We start from the raw sequence: 23,323 nt of genomic DNA on the forward strand, positions 1-23,323 counted from the left end.
GGAAGGGGCATTTTTTTAGCCCTGCTCGCCCATCAGCTGCTTCACCAGATCCACACAGCGCAGGAAACGCGCGTCGTAGTCCGCCTCTTCCACATGCACAAAATCGATATTGTTCTGCTTCAGCAGTGACACCAGTAACGCCTGGAACTCTTTTCTGTCCACCGAGCTGCCGAGGCTGCGCAGGCCATCCGAGACCCATGGCGTGTTGTTTTCCAGCAGGATCACCAGGTCAAAACGGTACTCGTCGATCAACGCCTGCACAAACGGATGCTCGCGCCCCTCGTACTTTTTACAGAACGCCTGGGTGCTGACAAAGTCTGTATCCACAAAGGCCACTTTGTTCGCGTATTTCACCGCAAAATCAATGTACTGCGCATGGCCCAGCGCGATCTTGTCATAGTCCGAATACTGCAACGCCATCTCGTCGCCGCCCAGATGCGAGAAGACATAATCGCGGCCATATTCCCAGGCGCTGGTGGTGTTAAAGATGTTGGCGAGCTTGTTGATAAGCGTGGATTTGCCGCTCGACTCGCCGCCAAGAATGGCGACGGTGCGCACAAAGAAAGGTTTCACTTCGGTGGGAATGTAATCCCAGTAGCGGAACGGGTTCTCGCGGATCTGTGCGCCGCTGATGTTCATAAAGGTGCGTTCAGGATCGATGAGGATGGTTTCTGTTCCCAGATGTTCCAGATACTGCGGCGCATCCAGCGCTTCGGAGGTGTAGATCCGGTTCGGCTCGATGCCCTTCTCTTCCATAAAGGCTTTCATGCCCCGGCTCCACACGTCCCAGCCGTGGGGATACGGCTCCATGCCCTCTTCGTTAAAGGCATGAATATGAATGTTCTTCTGGTATTTGAAGGTCTGCAACAGCCAGCGCAGGCGATCCGGCACGGTCGGCTGCTGTGACATGGCGCTGTCTTCAAAGAGCGCGCGGTCACGGGTGTCGTCATAGCCCATGATGATATGCAGCTCGTCCACCTGGCTACAGGCGCGCTGGATCAGATAGATATGCCCGGTATGCAGCGGGTAAAACTTGCCGAACACCACGCCGACGGATTTGCGGCGGCGCGGGAATTCCAGCCCTAAAAAGCGGTGCAGCGCTTCCAGCTTCTGCGCGCTCGGGCTTTTGATTTTGGCGTTGAGCAACTGGCTGAGGTAGCCCTTGGTCATGCCGCTGGCATCCGCCACCTGCTGCAGGGTGCAGCCTTTCTGGCGGATCGCGGTCTTCAGGTAATCAAATGACGACATAGGTGCCTCCTGCATCAGTGCGGTTAATTTCCGCTTAATAAATCATTATAAGTCGTCAAAAACAGATAGCGCATCAGAAAGCTTCTTGACACCAAAGACTTGCATCCCTGCCGGCGGTTTTTTCGGCACGTTGGCCGCAGGCACGATGGCGCGTTTAAAGCCGTGTTTGGCGGCCTCGGAGATACGCTCCTGCCCGCTCGGCACCGGGCGGATCTCGCCCGCCAGCCCCACTTCGCCGAACACCACTAAATCGTCCGGCAGCGGGCGGTCGCGCAGGCTGGAGACCATCGCCAGCAACAGCGCCAGGTCCGCGCTGGTTTCGGTGACTTTTACGCCGCCGACCACGTTAACGAACACGTCCTGATCCGACATTTGCAGACCGCCGTGACGGTGCAGCACCGCCAGCAAAATCGCCAGACGGTTTTGCTCAAGACCAACGGCCACGCGGCGCGGGTTAGCCATCATTGATTGGTCCACCAGCGCCTGAATTTCCACCAGCAGCGGGCGCGTGCCTTCCCATACCACCATCACCGAACTGCCGGCGGTAACTTCATCGCCACGGCTTAAGAAGATGGCGGACGGGTTGCTCACTTCGCGCAGGCCCTGCTCGGTCATGGCGAACACGCCGAGTTCGTTGACCGCGCCGAAGCGGTTTTTATGGCTGCGCAGCGTGCGGAAGCGGGAGTCGGCATCGCCGTCCAGCAGCACTGAACAGTCGATGCAGTGCTCCAGCACTTTTGGCCCGGCCAGCGAGCCGTCTTTGGTGACGTGGCCGACCATCACAATGGCCACGCCGCGCGTTTTGGCGTAGCGCGTCAGATAGGCCGCCCCTTCACGCACCTGCGCCACGCTGCCCGGCGACGACTGGATATCCGCCATGTGCATCACCTGGATGGAGTCGATAACCATCAGCTTCGGCTGCTCTTCATCGGCGATAGTACAGATGTCTTCTATGCTGGTTTCAGACAGCATATTGAGATTCGCCGTCGGCAGGCCCAGACGGTGCGCGCGCATCGCCACCTGTTGCAGCGACTCTTCCCCGGTGACGTACAGGGTTTTCATCTGCTCCGACAGCTTGCACAGCGTTTGCAGCAGCAGCGTGGACTTGCCCGCGCCGGGGTTACCGCCGATAAGTATTGCGCTGCCCGGCACCACGCCGCCGCCCAGCACACGGTCGAATTCTTTAAAGCCGGTGGAAAAGCGCGGCAATTCCTCAAGGCTGATCTCGGAGAGCTTCTGCACCTTCGAGCCGCCCGCATTACCGGCATAGCCGCTCAGGCGCTCGTTACGGGCAACCACGGGCGATGCCGCCACACGCACTTCGGTGATGGTGTTCCAGGCATGGCAGGCGCTGCACTGCCCCTGCCAGCGCGGATAATCGGCACCACATTCATTACATACAAATGCGCGTTTCGGAGCTTTTGCCACTTTTACCTCGTTATTTCTGATTCATGCTGCCCGACAGGATGCAGAACACGCCCATCAGGTCAGCGTGACGGATCGTCACTTCTGTCTTTTCGTTCACTTTTGGCTTGGCGTGATAGGCAATGCCCAGCCCTGCCGCTTTAATCATCGGCAGATCGTTAGCGCCATCGCCAATGGCCACGGTCTGCTCAAAGGGCACGTCATATTTTTCCGCCAGACGTTTCAGCGTTTTCGCTTTGTACTGCGCATCCACGATGTCGCCCAGCACATGGCCGGTGAGCCTGCCGTCCATGATTTCCAGTTCATTGGCGACCACCGCCGTCAGGTGCAGCTTGTCGCGCAGGTAATCGGCGAAGAAAGTGAAACCGCCGGAGGCAATGGCGACTTTCCAGTCCAGTGACTGTAGCTTCAGCACCAGTTGCGTGAGGCCCGGCATCAGCGGTAAGTCATCGCGTACCTGGCGCAGAATATTGGCGTCGGCCCCTTTTAAGGTCGCCACGCGGCTGCGCAGGCTTTCGGTAAAATCCAGTTCGCCGCGCATGGCGCGTTCGGTGACTTCCGCCACCATCTCGCCGGTGCCCGCCAGTTTGGCGATTTCATCTATACATTCGATCTGAATGGCGGTGGAATCCATGTCCATCACCAGTAATCCCGGCGTTTTCAGGTGCGGGATCTTGCCGAGCGGCGCGACGTCAAGCCCCGCGTCGTGCGCCAGACGGGTGGCGCGCGGCGTCAGCGAACCGGCCAGGCGGATCACCTGATACTCATCCACGCCCCAGGCCGCCACAATCACCATGGCTGCGCCCAGCTTACGCTGATACTCCGTCAGGCGCGCTTTATTCAGATCGCGACCGTAAAGCAGCCAGCCGCTGCGACCGGCATGATAATCCAGCGGCATCACCTCATCGCCACTTAACGAGAGCGGCAATCCAGGCCACTGAGAAACCTCTTCAGGCAGATCGCACCAGGTCAGACTGTTAAGCATTAATGCTCCTGTTTACACGTTCGCGTCGGAAATTGTCTATACCCTGAATAATTCGGGTTGCAGGAAGGCGGCGACGCAGTGAGTCCCCGGGAGCTTACATAAGTAAGTGACCGGGGTGAACGAGGAAAGCCAACACACCTGCAACCTGAAGTATGACGGGTATAAGGAAAATAACGCATGAGGCTACCTTGTAACCATCGCTTCTGGCAACAGCTTCATGTGGAATTGTGCAGTGCTGCCGGGCCCGGAGAGAGGGTACCCGGCAGGACGTTTACCGTTACGCTACGCTTCCAGTTCCTGCACGCCCGCCTGCGTTCGCACCCAGCGCGGGGCTTTCATGATGTCCGTGAAATACCACACCAGTTCACAGAGCAGCCCGGTGAGGCTTTTTTCCATGTCCGGCGGCAGCGACTGGCTGTTGAGCACGCGCGTTAACGTCAGGCAGTATTCACATAACAGGTCAGATTCCGGTTCGAAACGGGGCGGTTGCGCGGGCGGTGTATCCACCGTGAGCGCCCCAACCAGATGCGGCGGTATCACCTCATTCAGCGTGGGCTGGAGCAGCATCAGGCAGGCATTGAGCCGTCCGCACATGGCGAGGCGCAGCGCCGGATCGTCGCTTTCAATCAGCGCTTCGGCGAAGTGCTCGCAATGATCCGCCAGCAGGGTGAAATCGGTGTCAGCAGTAAAAGGAACGGTAAGTAATGGGTACAACTGATCGGGGATGGTAGCCATAAGGCAGTCTCCTGTAACGGTTTAATATTCCGCCAGCGGAGAGGCTAATCCCACGGGTGGCGGAACCGGACGAGGTTAGCCTTACCGGTGTTACAGGAAACCGGCGCGTCTTGCGACGCCCTCGCCCGGCCCACCATTGAGGTGTAGCCGAACGCACGACATAAAAATTATGTCGCCTGTAACAATTCGTGGAGGCTAATCCCGGCACCTGATTTTGCAGGTGCGGGAAGATGCTACTGCCGGAGTCGATTAACGGCAAGTGGATTTAGCTGTACGGTTTGCGTAGCGGCTCGCAAAGGTGTTTGAAAAAGGGAGGATGTCTAAAAGGGAGGATGTCTGTACGATCATTTCTACCCCCTCTAATCATTACGGGCCCACATGAACATCCCCGGCTAGTTTGCTTTTTAGGGGCGTGTTTTGCAGCGTTAGATCTGGACGGGACGATAAAGGAAGTCAGGATGCGGTAAAAAGTATTGCTGAGTAGTATGGTGGGATCGGTAATGGTCTGGAATTCGGTTCAAGGGTGGCTTTGTGCCATAAGCGGAGGTTACTAGTTTCCGCCTAAATTAATCACTAAAGCAGTTCAGTCTTGTAACCGGAACTTTATACTCTGGACTTCCTAGTAGACCTTTTCTTCCTGAGGCCACGAACGATAAAGAAATCATTGCCGACTTCTGCTCAAGCTTTAACAGCATGCTGTTCGACAAAATTCTTAGATGGGCATATTATACGATTCGTAATCATTGGACAGAATATGAACAATGTCAGCAAGCCTACTATGATCGTATAGCCTCTACTTTTATACATCTTGACGATAAGGAAGTTTCATGTATTACGCTAGGCATTGGCAAATGGACGATCTAAAATTAGCCGCTGGCTCATTTCATAAGTATGTCCCAAAGGCTCATGTATCAAAAATTAGGCATTGAGGGTAAAGCGAAGCAAATAAGAAGGAGGGACGGTAGTTAAGCTTTTGATTTTATTATAAATAATTCTTTAAATTTACTTTAGAAATAAAAAGGGGCTTTAAATGAGTGACGTAGAAAATCAAATAGTAGAACTTAAAAAAACTGTGGCTTACGATAGCAAAGATTACACAATTGAGCTGCTAGTTAGCAAATATAATAATGGCTTAGATGATGATGAAAACGAAATTTATGTACCAGATTATCAGCGGGATTTTGTGTGGGATGATTCGAGGCAATCAAAATTAATTGAGTCTATAGTATTAGGTTTGCCTGTCCCTCCTATATTTGTCGCTGAAAATAAAAGCGGAAGACTTGAGATAGTTGACGGGTCTCAGAGGATAAGAACTTTAAGCGCCTTCATTGAAGGAACTCTTGAGCTAACTGGGCTAGAAAAGGTAACAAAGCTGAATGGAATGCACTTCGCTGATTTTGATATATCCAGGAGAAGAAAGTTCAACAATACTACGATATCTGTATTTGTTCTTTCCGAAGCAGCTAATGAAGAAGTGAAAAATGACTTATTCGAAAGGATAAATAAAGGCAGTGATATTCTAAGGAATATGGAAACAAGAAAAGGGGTGTACAGAGGTAAATTCACAGATTTTATATATAATGAATGTGCTAAGAATGATAAATTTAAAAAAGCAGTGCATCTTTCTAAAAACGTCGAAAAAAGACAGGAGCATGAAGAGTTAATTCTTAGATTTTTTGCTTTGGTCGATCACTACCCTAAGTTCAATGCGTTTTCAAGAAGCGTTAGTAAGGCCCTTGATAATTATATGGGGGACAAACGCGACTCATTCACCGATCAGGAGAAGAAAGATAAAAGGGAAAAGTTTGAAAGAATGGTCAACTTTGTAAGTGATAACTTCAAATATGGATTCTCTAAGAAACAAGGACAAGATGTATCAAGAATACTTTTTGAGGCAATCTCGGTAGGGACTCACCTTGCACTGGAAGAAAAAAAACCTCTCATTTTGAAAAAACAAATTGAGGTTCAATATTTTTTCACCGATCGAGAGTTCAGCCGTGCAGCAACCGGGCAGTACAGGACTCACTCAACGGAAAACCTAAACAAAAGAATCGAATTTGTTAAGAATAGAATCATAGAGCTTTCAAAATGAATAGCGTAATGGCAGATTTTCAGGAAAGAAGTGACTCTGTTAAATCTCTATTATCTCATATAGAGTCGGTATCTTCTATAAATGGAAATGTAGATATAACTATCATTCTAAAGTCTGGTTTTTATGTCGCTCTATATAATAATATAGAGGCCACGATTTACTCCATTCTTGAAAGAGTTCACGAAGAATGTAATAAATGTCACTTTGTTGATTTGTCGCCAAAGATAAAAGATAAATTTTTACACTATCACTTTGGAAATGGCGATCTCAATATAAAAAGGAAGAGAAAGTTAGCTGAGGATTTTGCCTCATCCAACCTCACCTTTCCCTATTTAAGTGAATATCAAAAAGTTAAAACTGTTTTCTCTGGAAACTTGGACTGTTTTAAAATAAGAGAGGTATTTAAAAGTTATGGCATTATTGTAGGGAATGTAAAAGGTAATGCAGAACATATTTTATTAGTGAAAAACAAAAGAAACAAGATCGCGCACGGAGAGCAGTCCCTGTCGGAGGCTGGTTTGCAAGTTACAAATAAAAAACTAGGTGAGGTGCAAAAGTCAGTAAATGAAGCGCTGTTCGACTTTATTTCCTATGCCGATCTTTTTTTGAATCAGCGACAGTTCCTCGCTCAAACCTGAAAGTGAGGCTAAATAATCTATATGAGATAACAGCCCTCTTTAGTAGAGGGCTGTTTTTAGTAGTATTCACACACTAAAATTTTTTACAATTTTGCAGGCTTCGACAGACTTCAGAACAATAACAATTTTTTTATTCGGTAGAACGAGTTTGCGCATAGTGAACCCACAATCATATGTGATGGTTACATGTCGGCTGCGGTTGATTTTACGGGACGAAAATTCTTGCTCAGGATGCTATGTCCAACAACCTAACTTTTATAAAAAAGATAGTCGTAAAGACATTGATATTATTCATGGCAAGTCTGCTCTTGGCTCATTACAAATAACTATTAAGCATCCTTCCCACCACCTTGCCCTCCCCCCAACCCCATGCAACAATCGTAATAACATTTGTCATTACACAAGGGTTTGATTATGGGTAGTATCACCCTGCGCATCGACGATGAACTCAAAGCGCGTGCCTATACCGCGCTGCAAAAAATGGGCATCACGCCTTCTGAGGCGCTTCGCCTGATGCTGGAGTATATTGCTGAAAACGAGCGGCTGCCGTTTAAACAAACGTTGTTAAGTGATGAAGATGCCGCGCTCGTTGAAATCGTTAAGAAGCGCCTTCGCGATCCTGCGTCCGGGGTCTGAAGCTGGACGATCTCTGATGGTGTATCATGCAGAGGTTAACAATCGCGCCCTGAAGGCAGGGCAAAAGCGCGGACCGTTATGCCGCAGCGGAAGCGTAAAATTTTCAACAGGTAGACTATGGCTCGCGCAAAATTAAAATTCCGGCTGCATCGCGCCGTGATTGTCCTGATCTGTCTCGCCCTTCTGGTGGCGCTGATGCAGGGGGCCAGCTGGTTCAGCCAGAGCCACCAGCGGGCGCGCAATCCGCAGCTGGAGGAGCTGGCCCGCACACTGGCGCGTCAGGTGACGCTGAATCTCGCGCCGCTGATGCGCAGTGAAACGCCGGACGAAAAACGTATCGGCCAGATCCTGCGTCAGTTAACCGACGAAAGCCGCATTCTGGATGCGGGCGTCTATGACGAACAGGGCGATCTGGTGGTCCGCGCGGGCGAAAGCGTCGATGTGCGCGACCGGCTGGCGCTGGATGGCAAAAAAGCGGGCGGCTATTTTAACCAACAAATTGTCGAACCGGTGCCGGGTAAAAATGGCCCGCTGGGCTATCTGCGCCTGACGCTGGATACCCATACGCTGGCGACCGAAGCGAAACAGGTCGATAACACCACCAATATTTTACGCCTGATGCTGCTGCTCTCCCTCGCCATCGGCGTGGTGCTGACCCGCACCCTGTTGCAGGGCAAACGCACCCGCTGGCAGCAATCCCCCTTCCTGCTGACGGCCAGCAAGTCGGTGCCGGAAGAAGAAGAGCGTGATAAAAAGGAACCGTAACGGGACACCGTATAAAGGAGACTGGCTATGTCCACCCTGCGTTTATTGATTTCTGACTCTTACGACCCCTGGTTTAACCTGGCGGTGGAAGAGTGCATTTTCCGCCAGATGCCCGCCACGCAGCGCGTGCTGTTCCTGTGGCGCAATGCGGATACCGTGGTCATTGGCCGGGCGCAGAATCCGTGGAAAGAGTGTAATACCCGGCGCATGGAAGAGGACAACGTGCGTCTTGCCCGTCGCAGCAGCGGCGGTGGCGCGGTGTTTCACGATCTGGGCAATACCTGCTTTACCTTTATGGCGGGTAAGCCGGAATACGATAAAAGCATTTCCACGGCCATCGTCTTAAACGCGCTGCGATCCCTTGGCGCGACGGCGGAAGCCTCCGGGCGTAACGATCTGGTGGTGAAAACCCCGGATGGCGACCGTAAAGTGTCCGGCTCCGCCTACCGGGAGACGCCGGATCGTGGTTTTCATCACGGCACGCTGCTGCTGAATGCCGATCTCAGCCGCCTGGCGAACTACCTGAACCCGGACAAGAAAAAGCTCCAGGCCAAAGGGATCAACTCGGTGCGCGGGCGGGTGGCGAACCTTGTCGATCTGCTGCCCGGCATCACCCATGAGGCGATCTGCGAAGCCGTCACCCGCGCCTTTTTCGAGCACTACGGTGAAAGCGTGGAGGCGGAGATCATCTCCCCGGACAAGACGCCGGATCTGCCGAACTTCGCCGAAACCTTTGCCCGCCAGAGCAGCTGGGAGTGGAACTTTGGTCAGGCCCCGGCCTTCAGCCATTTACTGGACGAGCGCTTTACCTGGGGCGGCGTGGAGCTGCATTTCGATGTGGAAAAAGGCCATATCACCCGCACGCAGGTGTTCACCGACAGCCTGAACCCCGCGCCGTTAGAGGCGCTGGCGGCTCGTTTGCAGGGCTGCCTGTATCGTGCCGATGAGTTACAGCTGGCGTGTGACGCGCTGATTGCTGATTTCCCCGCTCATGAAGCCGAGCTGCGGGAAGTGGGCGCGTGGATCGCGCACACCGTGCGCTAATTCCTCTTACCTGCCGCCCTGCTCCGGGCGGTATGATTTCTCTCCCTGCATAATTCCCTTTTGCCTGTCTGCCAGTGGTCATAATGACCAGTTGTGCAGATTTTCTGTGCAGACTCCCACAACTCATCGTTATGTCGCGTGTTATTTATAGGTTGGCTGTTTAATTCCCATAATTACAGGAGTTGTTATGGCTTCCTATTATAAACACCATCGACACCGATTTATTATTTCGGAGCTTAAAAAACAGGGTCAGGTCAGCGTGGCGATACTGGCGAAAACGTTAATGGTCGCTGAACGGACGATACGACGGGATATTCATGAACTGGCAACAGCGGGTCGCGTTCGTGCGCGCTATGGCGGCGCCACTGTCATTAATCATCCTGAACATGATCTCTATTTAAATAATCACATCCCTCTCTACCGCAATATGAAAACAGAAAATAGTCATTCGTCTGTCACCCCCGATGAAAAAAGCGGAAAGGTATTTATTATCGGCTCTTTTAATACCGATCTGGTGTATCGGGTAAAGGATTTTCCGGCAGCGGGCGAAACCATTCAGACCCTAAGCAGTTGCTGTCTGCCAGGCGGAAAAGGCAGTAATCAGGCCATCGCCTGCGCTATGGCCAATGCCCGCACGCATTTTGCCGTCAAGCTGGGTGACGATGAGTACGCCCATAAAGCGCGGCTGTTTCTGCGCGGCTCGCCGCTGGCGCAGTTGACCTGTTTTGAGCAGCCGCAGTGCGCCACCGGCAGCGCGGTGGTGATGGTGTCAGAAACGACGGGCGACAACGCGATCATCATCAACCCTGGCGCGAACCAGACCTTTACCGCCAGTGAAATCAGCGCCTGCTACGGGGCGATTGCCGAAAGCGATGTTTTCCTGACCCAGATGGAGAATAACCCGGACGCCACCGCGCTGGCGCTGAAATATGCCTGCGATCAGGGCGTTACCACCATTCTTAACCCCGCGCCCTGGCGGGAAGAGGTGAACGATTTGATCCCCTGGGCCAGGGTGATCACTCCCAATCTGACGGAAGCCGCCGCCATTGCCGGTATGCCGCTGACGGACGAGCGGGCAATCCGCCTGGCGGCGGAAATCATTCATGCTCGCGGCGCGCGCGAGGTGCTGATCACCCTCGGCAGCGCGGGCTGCTGGCTGTTCGACGGCAAACGGCACCGCCGGTTTAAGGCCTTCCCGGTGGTTAACGTCGATACCTCCGGCGCAGGCGATGCCTTTAATGGCGCGCTCGCCGCCCGGCTGGCGGAAAAGCAGAGTCTGGAGGCAGCCATTATCTACGCCAGCGCGTTCGCGGCGCTGGCTGTAGAGCGGGAAGGCGCGGCGAATATGCCGGATCACCGCGCCGTCATGGAAAAACTCACCAGGATGTAACCCTTTTAATTATCGTAATAAAGGCGATTATATGGACATCAATAAACAACCGCAGGAAGTTTCCTTTCGGGAGCGCATCTGTTTTGGCCTGGGCGACGCAAGCGTAAATGTTTTTATGGGCGTCACCACCATGTTTTTATCCATTTATTATACCGACGTCTTTGGATTATCTCCGGCTTTTATCGGCGTATTGTTTTTAAGTATTCGTTTTGTCGATGCGATTACCGATCCCCTGGTCGGCGCATTAACCGATCGCTTCGTGGGGAAATTAGGGCGTTACCGTACGTGGATGAAATGGGCGGCGGTGCCTTATGCATTATCGTTACTGGCGGTATTCTGGGGCCCGGATTTACCCGGCCCGTGGGCGAAAATGGCCTACGCCACTATTACCTATCTGATTTTAATTCTCTGTAATACCTGTTTTAGCGTGCCCTATATTTCCCTTAACGGCGTGATCACCTCGAACCCGGCGGAAAGAATTGAAATCAACGGCATCCGCTTTTTCCTCGCCATCGGTTCGCGTCTGGTGATAAGTCTGTTGATCCCCACCCTGATGGCCTGCTTCGCCGACGCCCAGCAGTCCTACCGCGTCTCGATGCTGTGCATCTCGGTATTAACCCTGGTGCTGGCGCTTTTCTGTATTTACGGCACTAAAGAGCGGGTGACGCATATCGAAAGTCAGAACGCCGATTCTATTACCCGCCTGTCGCCCCGCCAGCAGTTAAGCGCCTTTTGGGAAAATGAGCAGGCGCGTCTGATCTGCCTGTTTCTGGCGAGCATTAATATCTGTTACACGCTACGTATGGCGGGCTTGGCGTACTACGTTAAATACTATTTGCAGCAGAGCGATTATTACCTGTCGCTGTTTCTGGTCGCCAGCTCGGTGGCGGGGATGATTTCACCGTCGATTTCGCTCTGGTTCGTGAAAAGGAAGCGCGTCACTATCCGTACCCTGCTTATCGCCTCCCAGGTGGTGCCCGGCATCCTGATGCTGCTCGGCGGGCTGGTAAACCGCGACGGCTGGATGGTAGCGCTGGCGCTCACCGCTGCCGTGACCTTTGTGGCGGAGTTTCAGTCGGCGATTGTCTGGTCGTCGCCGGGCAACTGCGCGGATTACGGGCGCATCAAGTATGGCAAGAACATTCGCGGCGTACTGAATGGCGCGCTGATGTTTTTTCTCAAGGCAGGCATGGCTATCGGCGGCGCATTAGTGGGCTTTATCCTGGCGGTGTATGGCTATGAAGCCGGTACGCCGGTCACCGCGCCGCAGATCCAGGGCTTTGTGTATATTGTCTGGACGCTCCCCGGAGTGATTTCCCTCGCCAATACCTGGTTTGCCCGTAAGTGGCTGCTGACCCCGGAGTATATGCAGCGGTTTATGACGCAGAGCCGCGCTTGATCCCCTACAACCCGTTTTAAGGAGTTTTTATGGAGACGTTTCGTGTACCGGTAAAAGGCAAATACCGGGTGGTGATCGACACCGACACCTTCAATGAAATCGACGATCAGTTCGCGGTGGTCCAGGCGTTATTGTCGCCGGATAAACTGACCGTCGAGGCGATATTCGCCGCCCCCTTTTGCAACGAACGCGCGGCGACGCCCGCGCAGGGTATGCAGTTTAGCTACGATGAGATCCTGCGTTTGCTGGAGCGGATGCATATCTCACCGGACAACCTCGCGTATCGCGGCGTCACCGACTATATAACGGCGCAGAAAATCCCCCGTCACGCCGACGCCGTTGAACGGCTAATCGCCCTTGCCAGAAGCGCCACGCCGCAGGAGCCGCTGTATGTGATCGCCATTGCCGCCATCAGTAACGTCGCCTCTGCCCTGCTGCTGGCCCCGGATATTATCAATAATATCGTGGTGGTCTGGCTGGGCGGCAATGCGCTGGACTGGCCGGAGCCGTGGGAGTTTAATCTGTCGCAGGATATTGCCGCCGCGCAGGTGCTGCTGGACAGCAAAGTGCCGCTGGTGCTGGTGCCGTGTAAAGGCGTGGTCACCCATTTGCGATCGACGCTGGCGGAAATCGAACGTTACGTTGAGCCGCACGGCGCTATCGGCGCGTTTCTGGCGTCACGCTTCCGACTGTACCACGACGATCATCTGGGCTGGTCGAAAGAGATCTGGGATATGGCGGCGGTGGGCTGGCTGCTGCATCCGGAGGCGATGCTATGCGAGGTGATCCCGGCCCCGGTGCTGGACGACAGCGGCGCATGGCGCAGCGGGCGCAACCGGCATCCGGTGCAGTATGTCCGCTATGTGGAGCGCGATATTATTCTGCGGGATTTCTTTATCCGGCTGGCGAAATGGGCGGAGCAGAACGGGTAAAAGCAGGGCAAAAAAAACGCCCCGCCCGCACTCAGATGCGCGGGCGGGGCGGACAGTCAAAGGATCTTACTCTTTATCGCCCAGCAGAACGGATTCCAGCGCGATTTTGATCATGTCGTTGAACGTGGTCTGACGCTCAGCGGCAGTGGTCTGCTCGTGGGTACGGATATGGTCGGACACGGTGCAGATGGTCAGCGCTTTCGCACCGAATTCCGCCGCCACGCCGTAGATACCCGCGGCTTCCATTTCCACGCCCAGAATGCCGTATTTTTCCATCACGTCGAACATGGACGGATCCGGCGTATAGAACAGGTCGGCAGAGAAAATGTTACCGACGCGCGCGTCAACGCCCAGCGCTTTGGCGGCGTCAACCGCGTTACGCACCATGTCGAAGTCCGCGATGGCCGCGAAGTCGTGATCTTTAAAACGCAGACGGTTCACTTTGGAATCGGTGCAGGCACCCATACCAATCACCACGTCACGCAGTTTTACGTCGGCACGTACCGCACCGCAGGAGCCGACGCGGATGATTTTCTTCACGCCGAAATCGGTGATCAGCTCTTTGGTGTAAATGGAGCAGGACGGGATACCCATGCCGTGACCCATTACGGAAATTTTGCGGCCTTTATAAGTGCCGGTGTAGCCCAGCATGCCGCGCACGTTGTTTACTTCACGCGCGTCTTCCAGGAAGGTTTCCGCGATGTGCTTGGCACGCAGCGGATCGCCCGGCATCAGTACAACGTCAGCGAAATCACCCATTTCTGCATTAATGTGTGGGGTAGCCATCTTTCATTCCTTTTTAAAATTTTGCCGGGTGGCGGCTGCGCCTTACCCGGCCTACAAAATCACAGCAATGACCTCAGAACATGGCTTTGCCATATTCCATATCGGACGTGCCAAAATATTTCGCCAGCGTCTGACCAATGTCCGCGAAAGTTTCACGGTGACCGAGCGAGCCAGGTTTCACTTTCGGGCCGTAAATCAGCACCGGAATGTGTTCGCGGGTGTGATCGGTGCCTTTCCAGGTCGGATCGCAGCCGTGGTCAGCGGTGAAGATAATAATGTCATCTTCACCCACCAGCTCCAGCAGCTCCGGCAGACGGCGGTCGAACAGCTCAAGCCCACCGGCATAGCCCGCCACATCGCGGCGATGGCCCCAGGTGGAGTCGAAATCGACAAAGTTGGTAAACACGATAGTGTTATCCCCTGCCTCTTTCATCTCCTGAACGGTGGCGTCAAACAGCGCATCCAGACCGGTCGCTTTCACTTTTTTGGTGATGCCGACGTGGGCGTAGATATCCGCGATTTTACCCACGGAAACCACCTGGCCGTTTTTCTCTTCAACCAGCTTTTTCAGGATGGTTGGCGCCGGTGGCTCTACCGCCAGGTCGTGACGGTTACCGGTACGCTGGAAGTTGCCCGGCTTGTCGCCGATAAACGGACGCGCGATCACGCGGCCAATGTTATAGCCGCCTTCGGTCAGCTCTTCACGGGCGATTTCGCACAGCTCATACAGCTTATCCAGGCCAAAGGTCTCTTCGTGACAGGCGATCTGGAACACTGAGTCGGCAGAAGTATAGAAAATCGGTTTCCCGGTTTTCATATGCTCTTCGCCGAGCTGGTCGAGGATCACCGTACCGGAGGAGTGGCAGTTACCGAGATAACCCGGCAGGTTTGCGCGTTCCACCAGCTTGTCGAGCAGCTCCTGCGGGAAGCTGTTGGTCTCGTTGCTGAAATAGCCCCAGTCGAACAGCACAGGCACACCGGCGATTTCCCAGTGGCCCGACGGCGTGTCTTTCCCGGAGGAGAGTTCATGCGCCCAGGCATACGCGCCGATCACTTCCGCGTTGCCATCCAGACCCGCCGCAATCTTGCCGGTGGAACCTTCGTGGGCTTTCGCCAGACCCAGACGGGTCAGGTTAGGCAGATTAAGCGGACCCTGACGACCCTGGTCAGCTTCACCTTTTGCGCAGGCTTCTGCGATGTGGCCAAGTGTGTCTGAACCTACGTCGCCAAAGCGCTCCGCATCTTCAGTCGCACCGATGCCGAATGAGTCCAGCACCATTATAAATGCACGTTTCATAGTTTCTCCGTACCTTGCGCGCTGTAAAAAAGCGATCAGATCAGTATACCCGAACTCTTCCTGTAACGGGAAGCTCGCCGGGCGGTTATTCAGTAATTCTGCGATATACCACCGGGGTTTGGGCCGGTGCGCTGTCGTCGACGCGGATGGCGGCTTTCACCGCGCGGGCCGCTTCCTGCCAGCTGTTTTCGTCTCTGGCATGAATGACCGCCAGCGGACGCTGACCGTCCACGCTGTCGCCCAGACGGGCCATATCAGTAAAGCCGACGCTGTAATCAATGGCGTCAGAGGCCTGACGGCGACCGCCGCCCATCGATACCACCGCCATGCCGAGGGCGCGGGTGTCCATTTCCGACACATAACCTTCGGTATCAGCATATACCGCTTTGGTCAGCGTCGCCGTCGGCAGATATTTGTCGTAGTTTTCCACGAAGTCGGTCGGGCCTTTCTGGGCTGCAACCATACGACCAAAGATTTCCGCCGCTTTGCCGTTGTCGAGCACGTTTTGCAGCATGGCGCGGGCGCTGGCGTCATCTTTCGCCAGGTTGCCGGAGATCAGCATTTCCACGCACAGCGCGGTGGTCACTTCCAGCAGGCGCGGGTTGCGGTATTCGCCAGTGAGGAACTGCACGGCTTCGCGCACTTCCACGGCGTTACCGGCGCTGGAAGCCAGCACCTGGTTCATGTCCGTCAGCAGCGCGGTGGTGCGAACACCCGCACCGTTCGCCACGCCGACAATCGCCTGCGCCAGTTCCGCAGAGAGTTCGTAGGTTGGCATAAAGGCGCCGCTGCCGACCTTCACGTCCATCACCAGCGCATCCAGACCTTCCGCCAGTTTTTTGGCGAGGATCGAGGCGGTGATCAGCGGGATGGAGTCCACCGTGGCGGTAATGTCACGGGTGGCATAAAAACGTTTATCCGCCGGTGCCAGCGAGCTGGTCTGGCCGATGATCGCCACGCCCACGTCTTTGATGATCTCGCGGAAACGTTGATCGTTCGGGAAAATATCAAAGCCCGGAATGGCTTCCAGCTTGTCGAGGGTGCCGCCGGTATGCCCCAGGCCGCGCCCGGAAATCATCGGAATGTATCCGCCGCAGGCGGCGACCATCGGCCCCAGCATCAGCGAGGTGACATCGCCCACGCCGCCGGTGGAGTGTTTATCTACAATCGGGCCGTTAAGGTTGAGGCTTTTCCACTCCAGCACGCTGCCGGAATCACGCATCGCCATGGTGAGCGAGACGCGCTCTTCAATCGCCATGTCATGGAAGAAAATGGTCATTGCCAGCGCCGCAATCTGGCCTTCGGAAACGGTATTGTCACGAATGCCGTTAATAAAAAAGCGGATCTCTTCATCGCTTAATGCGATGCCGTCACGTTTTTTGCGGATAATTTCTTGAGCGAGAAACAAGGGAACCCCCTGAGGAAAACGAGTCGAAGGCCAGTCTGTAGGCCGGGTAAGCAACGCGCCACCCGGCGTTACGATGACATGCCGGGTGGCGGCGATGCCTTACCCGGCCTGTGGTCTGGCAAATAACAACTTAATACGCGCTTGCGCTTTTACCGTCGCCGTGGCCCAGCGCTTTCAGCAGGCTCGCCAGCAGGCTGGACGCGCCAAAACGGTAGTGACGGGAATCTGCCCAGTCAGCGCCAAACAGCTCGTCGGCGATAGCCAGGAACTGCGCGGCATCTTCAGCCGTACGTACGCCGCCCGCCGGTTTGAAGCCCACGGTTTTTTCCACGCCCATATCACGGATCACTTCCATCATAATGCGCGCGCTTTCCGGCGTGGCATTGACCGGCACCTTACCGGTGGAGGTTTTGATAAAGTCAGCGCCCGCTTTGATGGCGATTTCAGAGGCTTTACGGATCAGGGCTTCTTCTTTCAGCTCACCAGTTTCGATGATCACTTTAAGCAGCACGTTCGCTGCGGCACAGGCGTCTTTACAGGCTTTCACCAGATCGAAACCGACCTGCTCGTTACCGGCGATCAGCGCGCGGTACGGGAAAACCACGTCCACTTCATCCGCACCATAGGCGATGGCGGCGCGGGTTTCGGCCAGCGCGATCTCAATGTCGTCGTTACCGTGCGGGAAGTTAGTCACGGTGGCGATGCGCACGTCAGGCGTACCCTGCTCGTTCAGCGTCTTACGCGCAATCGGGATAAAGCGCGGATAGATGCAAACCGCGGCGGTGTTGCCAACCGGGGTTTTCGCCTGGTGACACAGCGCGATCACTTTCGCATCGGTGTCATCGTCGTTCAGGGTGGTCAGATCCATCAGTTTCAACGCGCGCAGGCTGCTTGCGGTTAAATCAGTCATAACATTCTCCGGTTAACATTTATTCCGGCGGGTGTGTGAGTATTCTAACATTCACCCGCCACGACACTTCGACATTCATCACAGTTAATGAAAACGACATTCACATTTGCATAACTGATATGAGATTCAGATCAACTTTTTCAGCACCAGGGCCAGGGTTTTTCCGCTGCGCACCCATCAGGATCAAAAGACGTGCATCCGGCATTTCTTACACTGCCCGCCTCACTCAAGGAACCCGAGGAAAGCCCATGCCCGCGTCTGCGCCCCAAACGATGCTGCAACGTTGCCAGCAAATTGTGACAAGCCCTGTACTCTCATCCGCACAAAAGCGACATTTTCTGGCGCTGGAGGCGGAAAACGCTCTGCCTTATCCCGCCTTACCCCAGGCCGCGCTTGCGGCGCTGGATGACGGCGTGATATGCGATATGTTCGAGGGCAACGCGCCTTACAAACCGCGCTATGTGCTGCCCGATTACGCGAAATTTCTGGCGCAGGGTTCGGAATGGCTGGAGCTGGAACCGGCAAAAGATTTCGACGATGCGCTGTCGATGCTCACCATTCTTTATCACCATGTGCCGTCGGTCACCTCAATGCCGGTGTTCCTCGGCCACCTCGATGCCCTGCTGCAACCTTATGTTAGAATTCTAACACAAGACGAAATCGATAGTCGCATAAAACGTTTCTGGCGCTATCTGGATCGCACCCTGCCGGATGCCTTTATGCATGCCAATATTGGCCCGCAGGATACGCCGGTCACCCGCGCCATTTTACGCGCTGACGCAGAGCTAAAGCAGGTTTCGCCGAATCTGACCTTTATTTATGATCCTGAAATCACCCCCGAGTCGCTGCTGCTGAAGGTGGCGGAAAACATCTGTGAGTGCAGTAAACCGCATATTTCCAACGGCCCGGTAAATGATAGAATTTTCACAAAAGGCGGCTACGGCATCGTTAGCTGTTACAACTCGCTGCCGCTGGCAGGGGGCGGCAGTACGCTGGTCAGGCTGAACCTGAAGGCCGTTGCCGAACGCAGCGCGTCAGTGGACGACTTTTTTAATCGCACGCTGGCGCACTACTGCGCACAGCAGATCGCCATTATTGATGCGCGCTGCGACTTCCTTTATCAGCAGTCCCGTTTCTTTGAGCATAGCTTCCTGGTAAAAGAGGGGCTGATCGATGCACAACGTTTTGTGCCGATGTTCGGTATCTACGGTCTTGCGGAAGCGGTGAACACGCTGTGTGAGAAAAGCGGCAGCGCGGGCCGTTACGGGCAGGACGAGGCGGCGAATCAACTGGCTTACCGCATCAGCGAATACCTGGCGGATTTTGTCGCCCGCACGCCGGTGAAGCACGGCTGGCAGCAGCGCGCCATGCTGCATGCGCAGTCCGGCATCAGCAGCGATACCCTCACCACGCCGGGGGCGCGCCTGCCGTACGGCGAAGAGCCGGATCCCATCACCCATTTGCAGACCGTCGCGCCTCATCATGCCTGGTATGCGGCGGGCATCAGCGACATTTTAACCCTCGACGAAACCATCAAACGCAACCCGCAGGCGGTGATGCAACTCTGTCTCGGGGCGTTTAGTCTCGGGATGAGGGAGTTCACCGCCAACGTCAGCGGCAACGACCTGGTGCGCGTTACCGGTTATATGGTGCGGCTGTCGGATCTGGAAAAATTCCGCGCAGAAGGATCGCGCACTAACACCACCTGGCTGGGTGAAGAAGCCGCGCGTAATACGCGCATGCTGGAACGTCAACCCCGCGTGGTCAGCCATGAACAGCAGATGCGCTTTAGTCAGTAAGCTGATCCCTTTCTCCTGCGTCGACGGGCCGGGCAGCCGGCTGGCGCTGTTTTTACAGGGCTGCTCCATGCGCTGTAAAAACTGCCATAACCCCTGGACCATGGGGCGCTGCAATCACTGCGGCGAGTGCGTGCCGCACTGCGCGCATCAGGCGCTGTCGATAGTAAACGGGCAGATAGCGTGGGATGAAGCCGTCTGTCAGCAGTGCGACACCTGCTTACGGCGCTGCCCGCAACGGGCGACGCCGATGGCGCAGCGCATGAGCGTGGCGGAGGTTATCGCGCAGATCAAAAAAGTGCGCGCATTTATCGGCGGTATTACCGTCAGCGGCGGCGAGGCCACCACGCAACTGCCCTTTTTACTGCAACTCTTTGCGGCCATAAAAGCCGATCCCACGCTCTCAGCGCTGAGCTGTCTGGTGGACAGCAACGGTCTGCTGAGTGAAACCGGCTGGCAAAAACTGCTGCCGTTGTTTGACGGGGCGATGATCGATCTGAAAGCCTGGGACAATTCCACCCACTGTCAGTTGACCGGGCGGGACAACGCGCGGGTGAAAGAGAGCATCCGCTGGCTGGCGGCGCGCGGCAAACTGGCCGAGCTACGGCTGCTGGTGATCCCCGGTCACAGCGATTTCCTGCAACACATTACAGAACTGAGCAATTTTATTGTCAGCCTCGGCGACGTCAGCGTGCGCCTGAACGCCTTTCATGCCCACGGTGTTTATGGCGAGGCGGCACAATGGCGCAGCGCCACCCCGGCGGATGTGGAACCGCTGGCGGCGGCGCTGCGGGAACGGGGCGTGGAGAAGATTATTCTGCCTGCGCTTTATCTGTAAAAAACAGACGGCGGGTGTTGGCAAATATCGTTTCGGCGATCGCTTCCGGTGCTTCCGGGCGCAGTTCGCACAGGGTGTCGAACACCAGCGCCACCCGCTCCGGGCGGTTGGGCTGGCCCTGAAAACCATTCAGCGGCATATCCGGCGCGTCGGTTTCCAGCAGCAGCGCCGACAACGGCAGTCGCGCCATCACGTCGCGGGTTTTACTGGCGCGCGGATAAGTAATGGTGCCGCCGACGCCGATGTAATAGCCCAGTTCAATAAATCGCTGTGCCTGTTGCAGGCTACCGGCAAAGCCGTGCACCACGCCAGTACGCGGCAGCGCGTGGCGCTTCAGGTGCATCGCCAGCTTATCGTGGGTGCGCCTGGAGTGCAGGATCACCGGAAAAGCATAGCGTTTCGCCAGCGCCAGCTGGGCGTCCAGGATCTGTTTCTGACGATCAAACTGCGGGTTGTCACGATACAAATCAAGGCCGATTTCGCCGATGGCGATCAGCCGTGGATCAGGGGCGGCAAGGTGCGCCTCCAGCTGTTGCAGGCAGCGATCGGTATGCTGCTCAATAACAATGGGATGCAGACCCAGCGCGGCATAAAGCGCGTCGTGCTCGCGGGCCAGCGTCAGCACGCGGGAGAAATTCGCCGCTTCCGTCGCCGGAACAATAATGGCCTGCACGCCTGCGTCGGCGGCACGGCTAATGCTGCTGGTTTCGTCGCCGGTAAACGGCGGGAAATCAAAGTGGCAGTGGGTGTCGATAAAACGGAAGGTCACGCCGTCCCCTCGCTGTTAAAGCTGGCGTCATCGTTAGCCTGGGGCGCATCCACCAGCGGCGTGGTGATGGCGTCGTTGGCGACCGCGGCGGGCGGCACCACGACGGTAGGCGGTACGGTGACGGCTGGCGGCGTCATAATGCGCGGGCCATGGCGCAACAACGGCGGCGTTTCCGCCAGTAGTTTACCCACCGTTGCCAGGAAATAGCGTCCACAGAGGCGGCCCAGTTTGTAGTCGTCCCGCAGCGCAGGCAGACGGCTGCCCAGCGCCATGCTTTTCAGCAGCCGCGGCGGGTAGATCTCAAAGATGCGCAGTTTTCCCGGCGGCTTTTCGATGAACTGCTGAATGGCGCGATAGCTGGTTTCATGATGCTGCACCAGCGCCATCAGCGGTTGCAGGCTGCTGTCGCCCAGCCAGCGCTCCATACGCTTAAACCATTGCGGGGTGTAGTACATCTGCGACGGCACGGTGCGGATCACCACAATCGTCTGCGCCCCCCGATTCGCCGCTTCCTGCACCGGGATCGCATCGCTGATGCCGCCATCCAGATAGTTAATGCCTTCCAGCATCACGCCGGGACGGTAAAAGCCGGGAATGGCGCTCGACGCGCGGATCAGATCCAGCCAGGTCTGGCTGGTGGGCGAAAAGTAGCCGGGCGTGAAGTCATCGCCGCGACAGGCGCACATGTAAAAGGATTTGCCGCTGTCGAACAGCCGGGCGGCGGTGTCCATGGCGAGCGGCATCTGGCTGGCGGTGGATTCAATCAGCCAGTCGAGATCGATAAGATTGCCGCCGCGCACGAAGCGCACCGGGTTAAAGAATTCCCGCGAGGTGGTGTAGCGCATAATGACTTTTCGCGCATAGCCAGGTTGGTTACACAGATACGCCGAGAGGTTTTGCGCCCCGGCGGAGGTGCCGAAGTACAGGTCAAAGGGGTTGAAATTTGCGCGCATGAATTCATCCAGCACGCCTGCTGTGAAAATGCCCCGTTGACCGCCGCCTTCACACACCAGCGCGAGTCGACCCGGGCGAAATGGACGTAACGCTAACGGTGCAATATTGCCGAGCGTTACCGGAATTCGCTGTCCCACCCTGTCACCCTGTTAAATTATTGTGTCTTACAAAGTAGCGCAATTTTAACGCCTCTGAAACAACGAAAGCCAGTCACGAGGACTGGCTTTGCGATGTATCGGGGTATGTCAAACTGCTATGGACGTCTGCGGCCCATGAACAGGCTGACCAGGAACAGAATGATACCAACAACAAATACGATTTTTGCTGCACCCGCTGCGGTACCTGCTAAACCACCGAAGCCCAGGGCGGCGGCGATTAACGCGATAACCAGAAATATAATGCCCCAACGAAACATATGACTCTCCTTTACCATAATTAATGTCGACCGCTGCTCGTGAGCGCTCAGGCTACTCACTGCGATTTTTTTCGGTATCCTGCCTGCAAGACCCGGCATCAACCGGGCAATGCATTACTTCGCTTTAAGGTCGTTCTTCACACTTTTCACACCATCGACCGCTTTGGCGATACTTTCCGCACGATCAATTTGTGCCTGGGAATCCACCGTACCGCTCAGCTGTACCACGCCATCCGTGGTTTCAACTTTCACTTTACGTGACGGGACGATGTCATCAGCCAACAGTTTGGCTTTCACTTCGCTGGTGGTCGCAGTATCGCCTGCGTACCCTTTAACGGATTCGGATTTGCCATCACGAACGTGGAGTTTGTCGCTTACAGAAGCTACGCCCTCAACCTGTTTGGCAACCTTAACCGCTTCTTCAGCCTGGGCCTGACTTTCGACGAAACCGCTCAGCGTTACGACCGCTTTATCCGTTTCCACCGAAATATCTGTACTCTTGATGCTCTCATGATCCACCAGTGCCGCTTTTACCTTGGCGGTAATGGCGCTGTCATCCATGAAGTTACCGACTTTATTCATAGAGCTATCGATTTTTTGCCCTGCGTCGCTTGCGGTGGATTTCGCTTTATCAGTGGCGCTGGTTTCTGCCAGTGCAGAACCGCTTGCCAGCACGGAACCCAGCATTACTGCCAGCAGAGTTTTAGAAATCTTCAGTCTTGTCATAGTCATCGATTTATTCCTTTCAGTTTGCCCGCACCCGGGCGTCAAGCGGCCCTACTGGCTGCTTCGTTGCTGTGGTGAAGCTCACCTAATGCAGATTTCAATGGCATCGGTCACATAATCATGATGTCCCGTGGC

The 23,323-nt window shown here is 55.2% G+C and carries 22 protein-coding genes; 10 read left to right on the forward strand and 12 right to left on the reverse strand.

Going from position 1 to position 23,323, the window contains the following annotated elements; genetic code table 11:
- Positions 1-15 precede the first annotated feature (15 nt).
- From nadR to ACQUTD_RS12690, 4 genes are all read right to left on the reverse strand, one after another.
- Positions 16-1,248 (reverse strand): multifunctional transcriptional regulator/nicotinamide-nucleotide adenylyltransferase/ribosylnicotinamide kinase NadR, encoded by a 1,233-nt coding sequence (gene nadR, locus ACQUTD_RS12675; protein ID WP_072570454.1) that lies wholly within the window; start codon positions 1,246-1,248, stop codon positions 16-18.
- 45 nt (positions 1,249-1,293) lie between these two features.
- On the reverse strand, positions 1,294-2,676 hold the full coding sequence (gene radA, locus ACQUTD_RS12680; RefSeq protein WP_072570453.1) for a DNA repair protein RadA: 1,383 nt from the start codon (positions 2,674-2,676) through the stop codon (positions 1,294-1,296).
- Positions 2,677-2,686: 10 nt separating this feature from the next.
- The gene (gene serB, locus ACQUTD_RS12685) at positions 2,687-3,658 is read right to left on the reverse strand and encodes a phosphoserine phosphatase (protein ID WP_072570452.1); all 972 of its coding nucleotides are present in this window, start codon (positions 3,656-3,658) and stop codon (positions 2,687-2,689) included.
- 282 nt (positions 3,659-3,940) lie between these two features.
- Positions 3,941-4,393: a hypothetical protein gene (locus tag ACQUTD_RS12690; protein ID WP_473276396.1), complete on the reverse strand. Its 453-nt coding sequence runs from the start codon at positions 4,391-4,393 to the stop codon at positions 3,941-3,943.
- Between the two features lie 1,030 nt (positions 4,394-5,423).
- On the opposite strand from ACQUTD_RS12690, the gene ACQUTD_RS12695 reads away from it, so the two are divergent.
- From ACQUTD_RS12695 to ACQUTD_RS12730, 8 genes are all read left to right on the forward strand, one after another.
- The gene (locus tag ACQUTD_RS12695) at positions 5,424-6,485 is read left to right on the forward strand and encodes a GmrSD restriction endonuclease domain-containing protein (RefSeq protein WP_473276398.1); all 1,062 of its coding nucleotides are present in this window, start codon (positions 5,424-5,426) and stop codon (positions 6,483-6,485) included.
- Positions 6,486-6,493: 8 nt separating this feature from the next.
- A complete protein-coding gene (locus ACQUTD_RS12700; RefSeq protein WP_473276400.1) occupies positions 6,494-7,123 on the forward strand; it encodes an MAE_28990/MAE_18760 family HEPN-like nuclease in 630 nt (209 codons plus the stop codon).
- A gap of 414 nt (positions 7,124-7,537) precedes the next feature.
- Positions 7,538-7,759, forward strand: a complete 222-nt coding sequence (locus ACQUTD_RS12705) for a type II toxin-antitoxin system RelB/DinJ family antitoxin (protein ID WP_473276402.1) — start codon at positions 7,538-7,540, stop codon at positions 7,757-7,759.
- 117 nt (positions 7,760-7,876) lie between these two features.
- Complete coding sequence (locus ACQUTD_RS12710) at positions 7,877-8,524, forward strand: YtjB family periplasmic protein (protein ID WP_072570447.1); 648 nt, start codon at positions 7,877-7,879, stop codon at positions 8,522-8,524.
- A gap of 27 nt (positions 8,525-8,551) precedes the next feature.
- Positions 8,552-9,568, forward strand: a complete 1,017-nt coding sequence (gene lplA / locus ACQUTD_RS12715; protein WP_473276404.1) for a lipoate--protein ligase LplA — start codon at positions 8,552-8,554, stop codon at positions 9,566-9,568.
- 187 nt (positions 9,569-9,755) lie between these two features.
- Entirely contained in the window at positions 9,756-10,958 is a 1,203-nt protein-coding gene (locus tag ACQUTD_RS12720) for a PfkB family carbohydrate kinase (protein WP_473276406.1), read from the forward strand.
- A gap of 31 nt (positions 10,959-10,989) precedes the next feature.
- Positions 10,990-12,357: a glycoside-pentoside-hexuronide (GPH):cation symporter gene (locus ACQUTD_RS12725; protein ID WP_473276409.1), complete on the forward strand. Its 1,368-nt coding sequence runs from the start codon at positions 10,990-10,992 to the stop codon at positions 12,355-12,357.
- Positions 12,358-12,386: 29 nt separating this feature from the next.
- Positions 12,387-13,289, forward strand: coding sequence for a nucleoside hydrolase (locus ACQUTD_RS12730; RefSeq protein WP_473276411.1), 903 nt, complete (start codon positions 12,387-12,389; stop codon positions 13,287-13,289).
- 66 nt (positions 13,290-13,355) lie between these two features.
- Here ACQUTD_RS12730 and deoD read toward each other — a convergent pair whose 3' ends face one another.
- The 4 genes from deoD to deoC all read right to left on the reverse strand — a co-directional run bounded on the left by deoD (position 13,356) and on the right by deoC (position 17,690).
- Positions 13,356-14,075, reverse strand: a complete 720-nt coding sequence (gene deoD / locus ACQUTD_RS12735; RefSeq protein WP_072570445.1) for a purine-nucleoside phosphorylase — start codon at positions 14,073-14,075, stop codon at positions 13,356-13,358.
- A gap of 73 nt (positions 14,076-14,148) precedes the next feature.
- Positions 14,149-15,372, reverse strand: a complete 1,224-nt coding sequence (gene deoB / locus ACQUTD_RS12740) for a phosphopentomutase (protein ID WP_473276413.1) — start codon at positions 15,370-15,372, stop codon at positions 14,149-14,151.
- Positions 15,373-15,457: 85 nt separating this feature from the next.
- Positions 15,458-16,780, reverse strand: a complete 1,323-nt coding sequence (gene deoA / locus ACQUTD_RS12745) for a thymidine phosphorylase (RefSeq protein ID WP_473276415.1) — start codon at positions 16,778-16,780, stop codon at positions 15,458-15,460.
- 130 nt (positions 16,781-16,910) lie between these two features.
- Positions 16,911-17,690: a deoxyribose-phosphate aldolase gene (gene deoC, locus ACQUTD_RS12750; RefSeq protein WP_072570442.1), complete on the reverse strand. Its 780-nt coding sequence runs from the start codon at positions 17,688-17,690 to the stop codon at positions 16,911-16,913.
- 248 nt (positions 17,691-17,938) lie between these two features.
- Between deoC and ACQUTD_RS12755 the strand changes: the two genes are divergently transcribed.
- Together ACQUTD_RS12755 and ACQUTD_RS12760 are read left to right on the forward strand one after the other, a co-directional pair.
- A complete protein-coding gene (locus ACQUTD_RS12755; RefSeq protein WP_473276417.1) occupies positions 17,939-19,489 on the forward strand; it encodes a YjjI family glycine radical enzyme in 1,551 nt (516 codons plus the stop codon).
- On the forward strand, positions 19,461-20,324 hold the full coding sequence (locus ACQUTD_RS12760; protein ID WP_473276419.1) for a YjjW family glycine radical enzyme activase: 864 nt from the start codon (positions 19,461-19,463) through the stop codon (positions 20,322-20,324). The genes ACQUTD_RS12755 and ACQUTD_RS12760 overlap by 29 nt, the downstream gene beginning before the upstream one ends.
- Here the strand turns inward: ACQUTD_RS12760 and ACQUTD_RS12765 are convergent.
- From ACQUTD_RS12765 to osmY, 4 genes are all read right to left on the reverse strand, one after another.
- Positions 20,299-21,093 (reverse strand): TatD family hydrolase, encoded by a 795-nt coding sequence (locus tag ACQUTD_RS12765; RefSeq protein WP_473276421.1) that lies wholly within the window; start codon positions 21,091-21,093, stop codon positions 20,299-20,301. The two genes, ACQUTD_RS12760 and ACQUTD_RS12765, sit on opposite strands and share 26 nt — an antisense overlap.
- Positions 21,090-22,184 (reverse strand): patatin-like phospholipase family protein, encoded by a 1,095-nt coding sequence (locus tag ACQUTD_RS12770; RefSeq protein WP_473276423.1) that lies wholly within the window; start codon positions 22,182-22,184, stop codon positions 21,090-21,092. Before ACQUTD_RS12770 ends, ACQUTD_RS12765 begins: the two co-directional genes overlap by 4 nt.
- A gap of 116 nt (positions 22,185-22,300) precedes the next feature.
- On the reverse strand, positions 22,301-22,462 hold the full coding sequence (locus ACQUTD_RS12775; protein WP_002437547.1) for a DUF1328 domain-containing protein: 162 nt from the start codon (positions 22,460-22,462) through the stop codon (positions 22,301-22,303).
- A 114-nt stretch (positions 22,463-22,576) separates the two neighbouring features.
- Positions 22,577-23,194, reverse strand: coding sequence for a molecular chaperone OsmY (gene osmY / locus ACQUTD_RS12780; protein ID WP_318376379.1), 618 nt, complete (start codon positions 23,192-23,194; stop codon positions 22,577-22,579).
- Positions 23,195-23,323 lie beyond the last annotated feature (129 nt).

It is taken from the genome of Enterobacter sp. K510, from assembly GCF_055804875.1.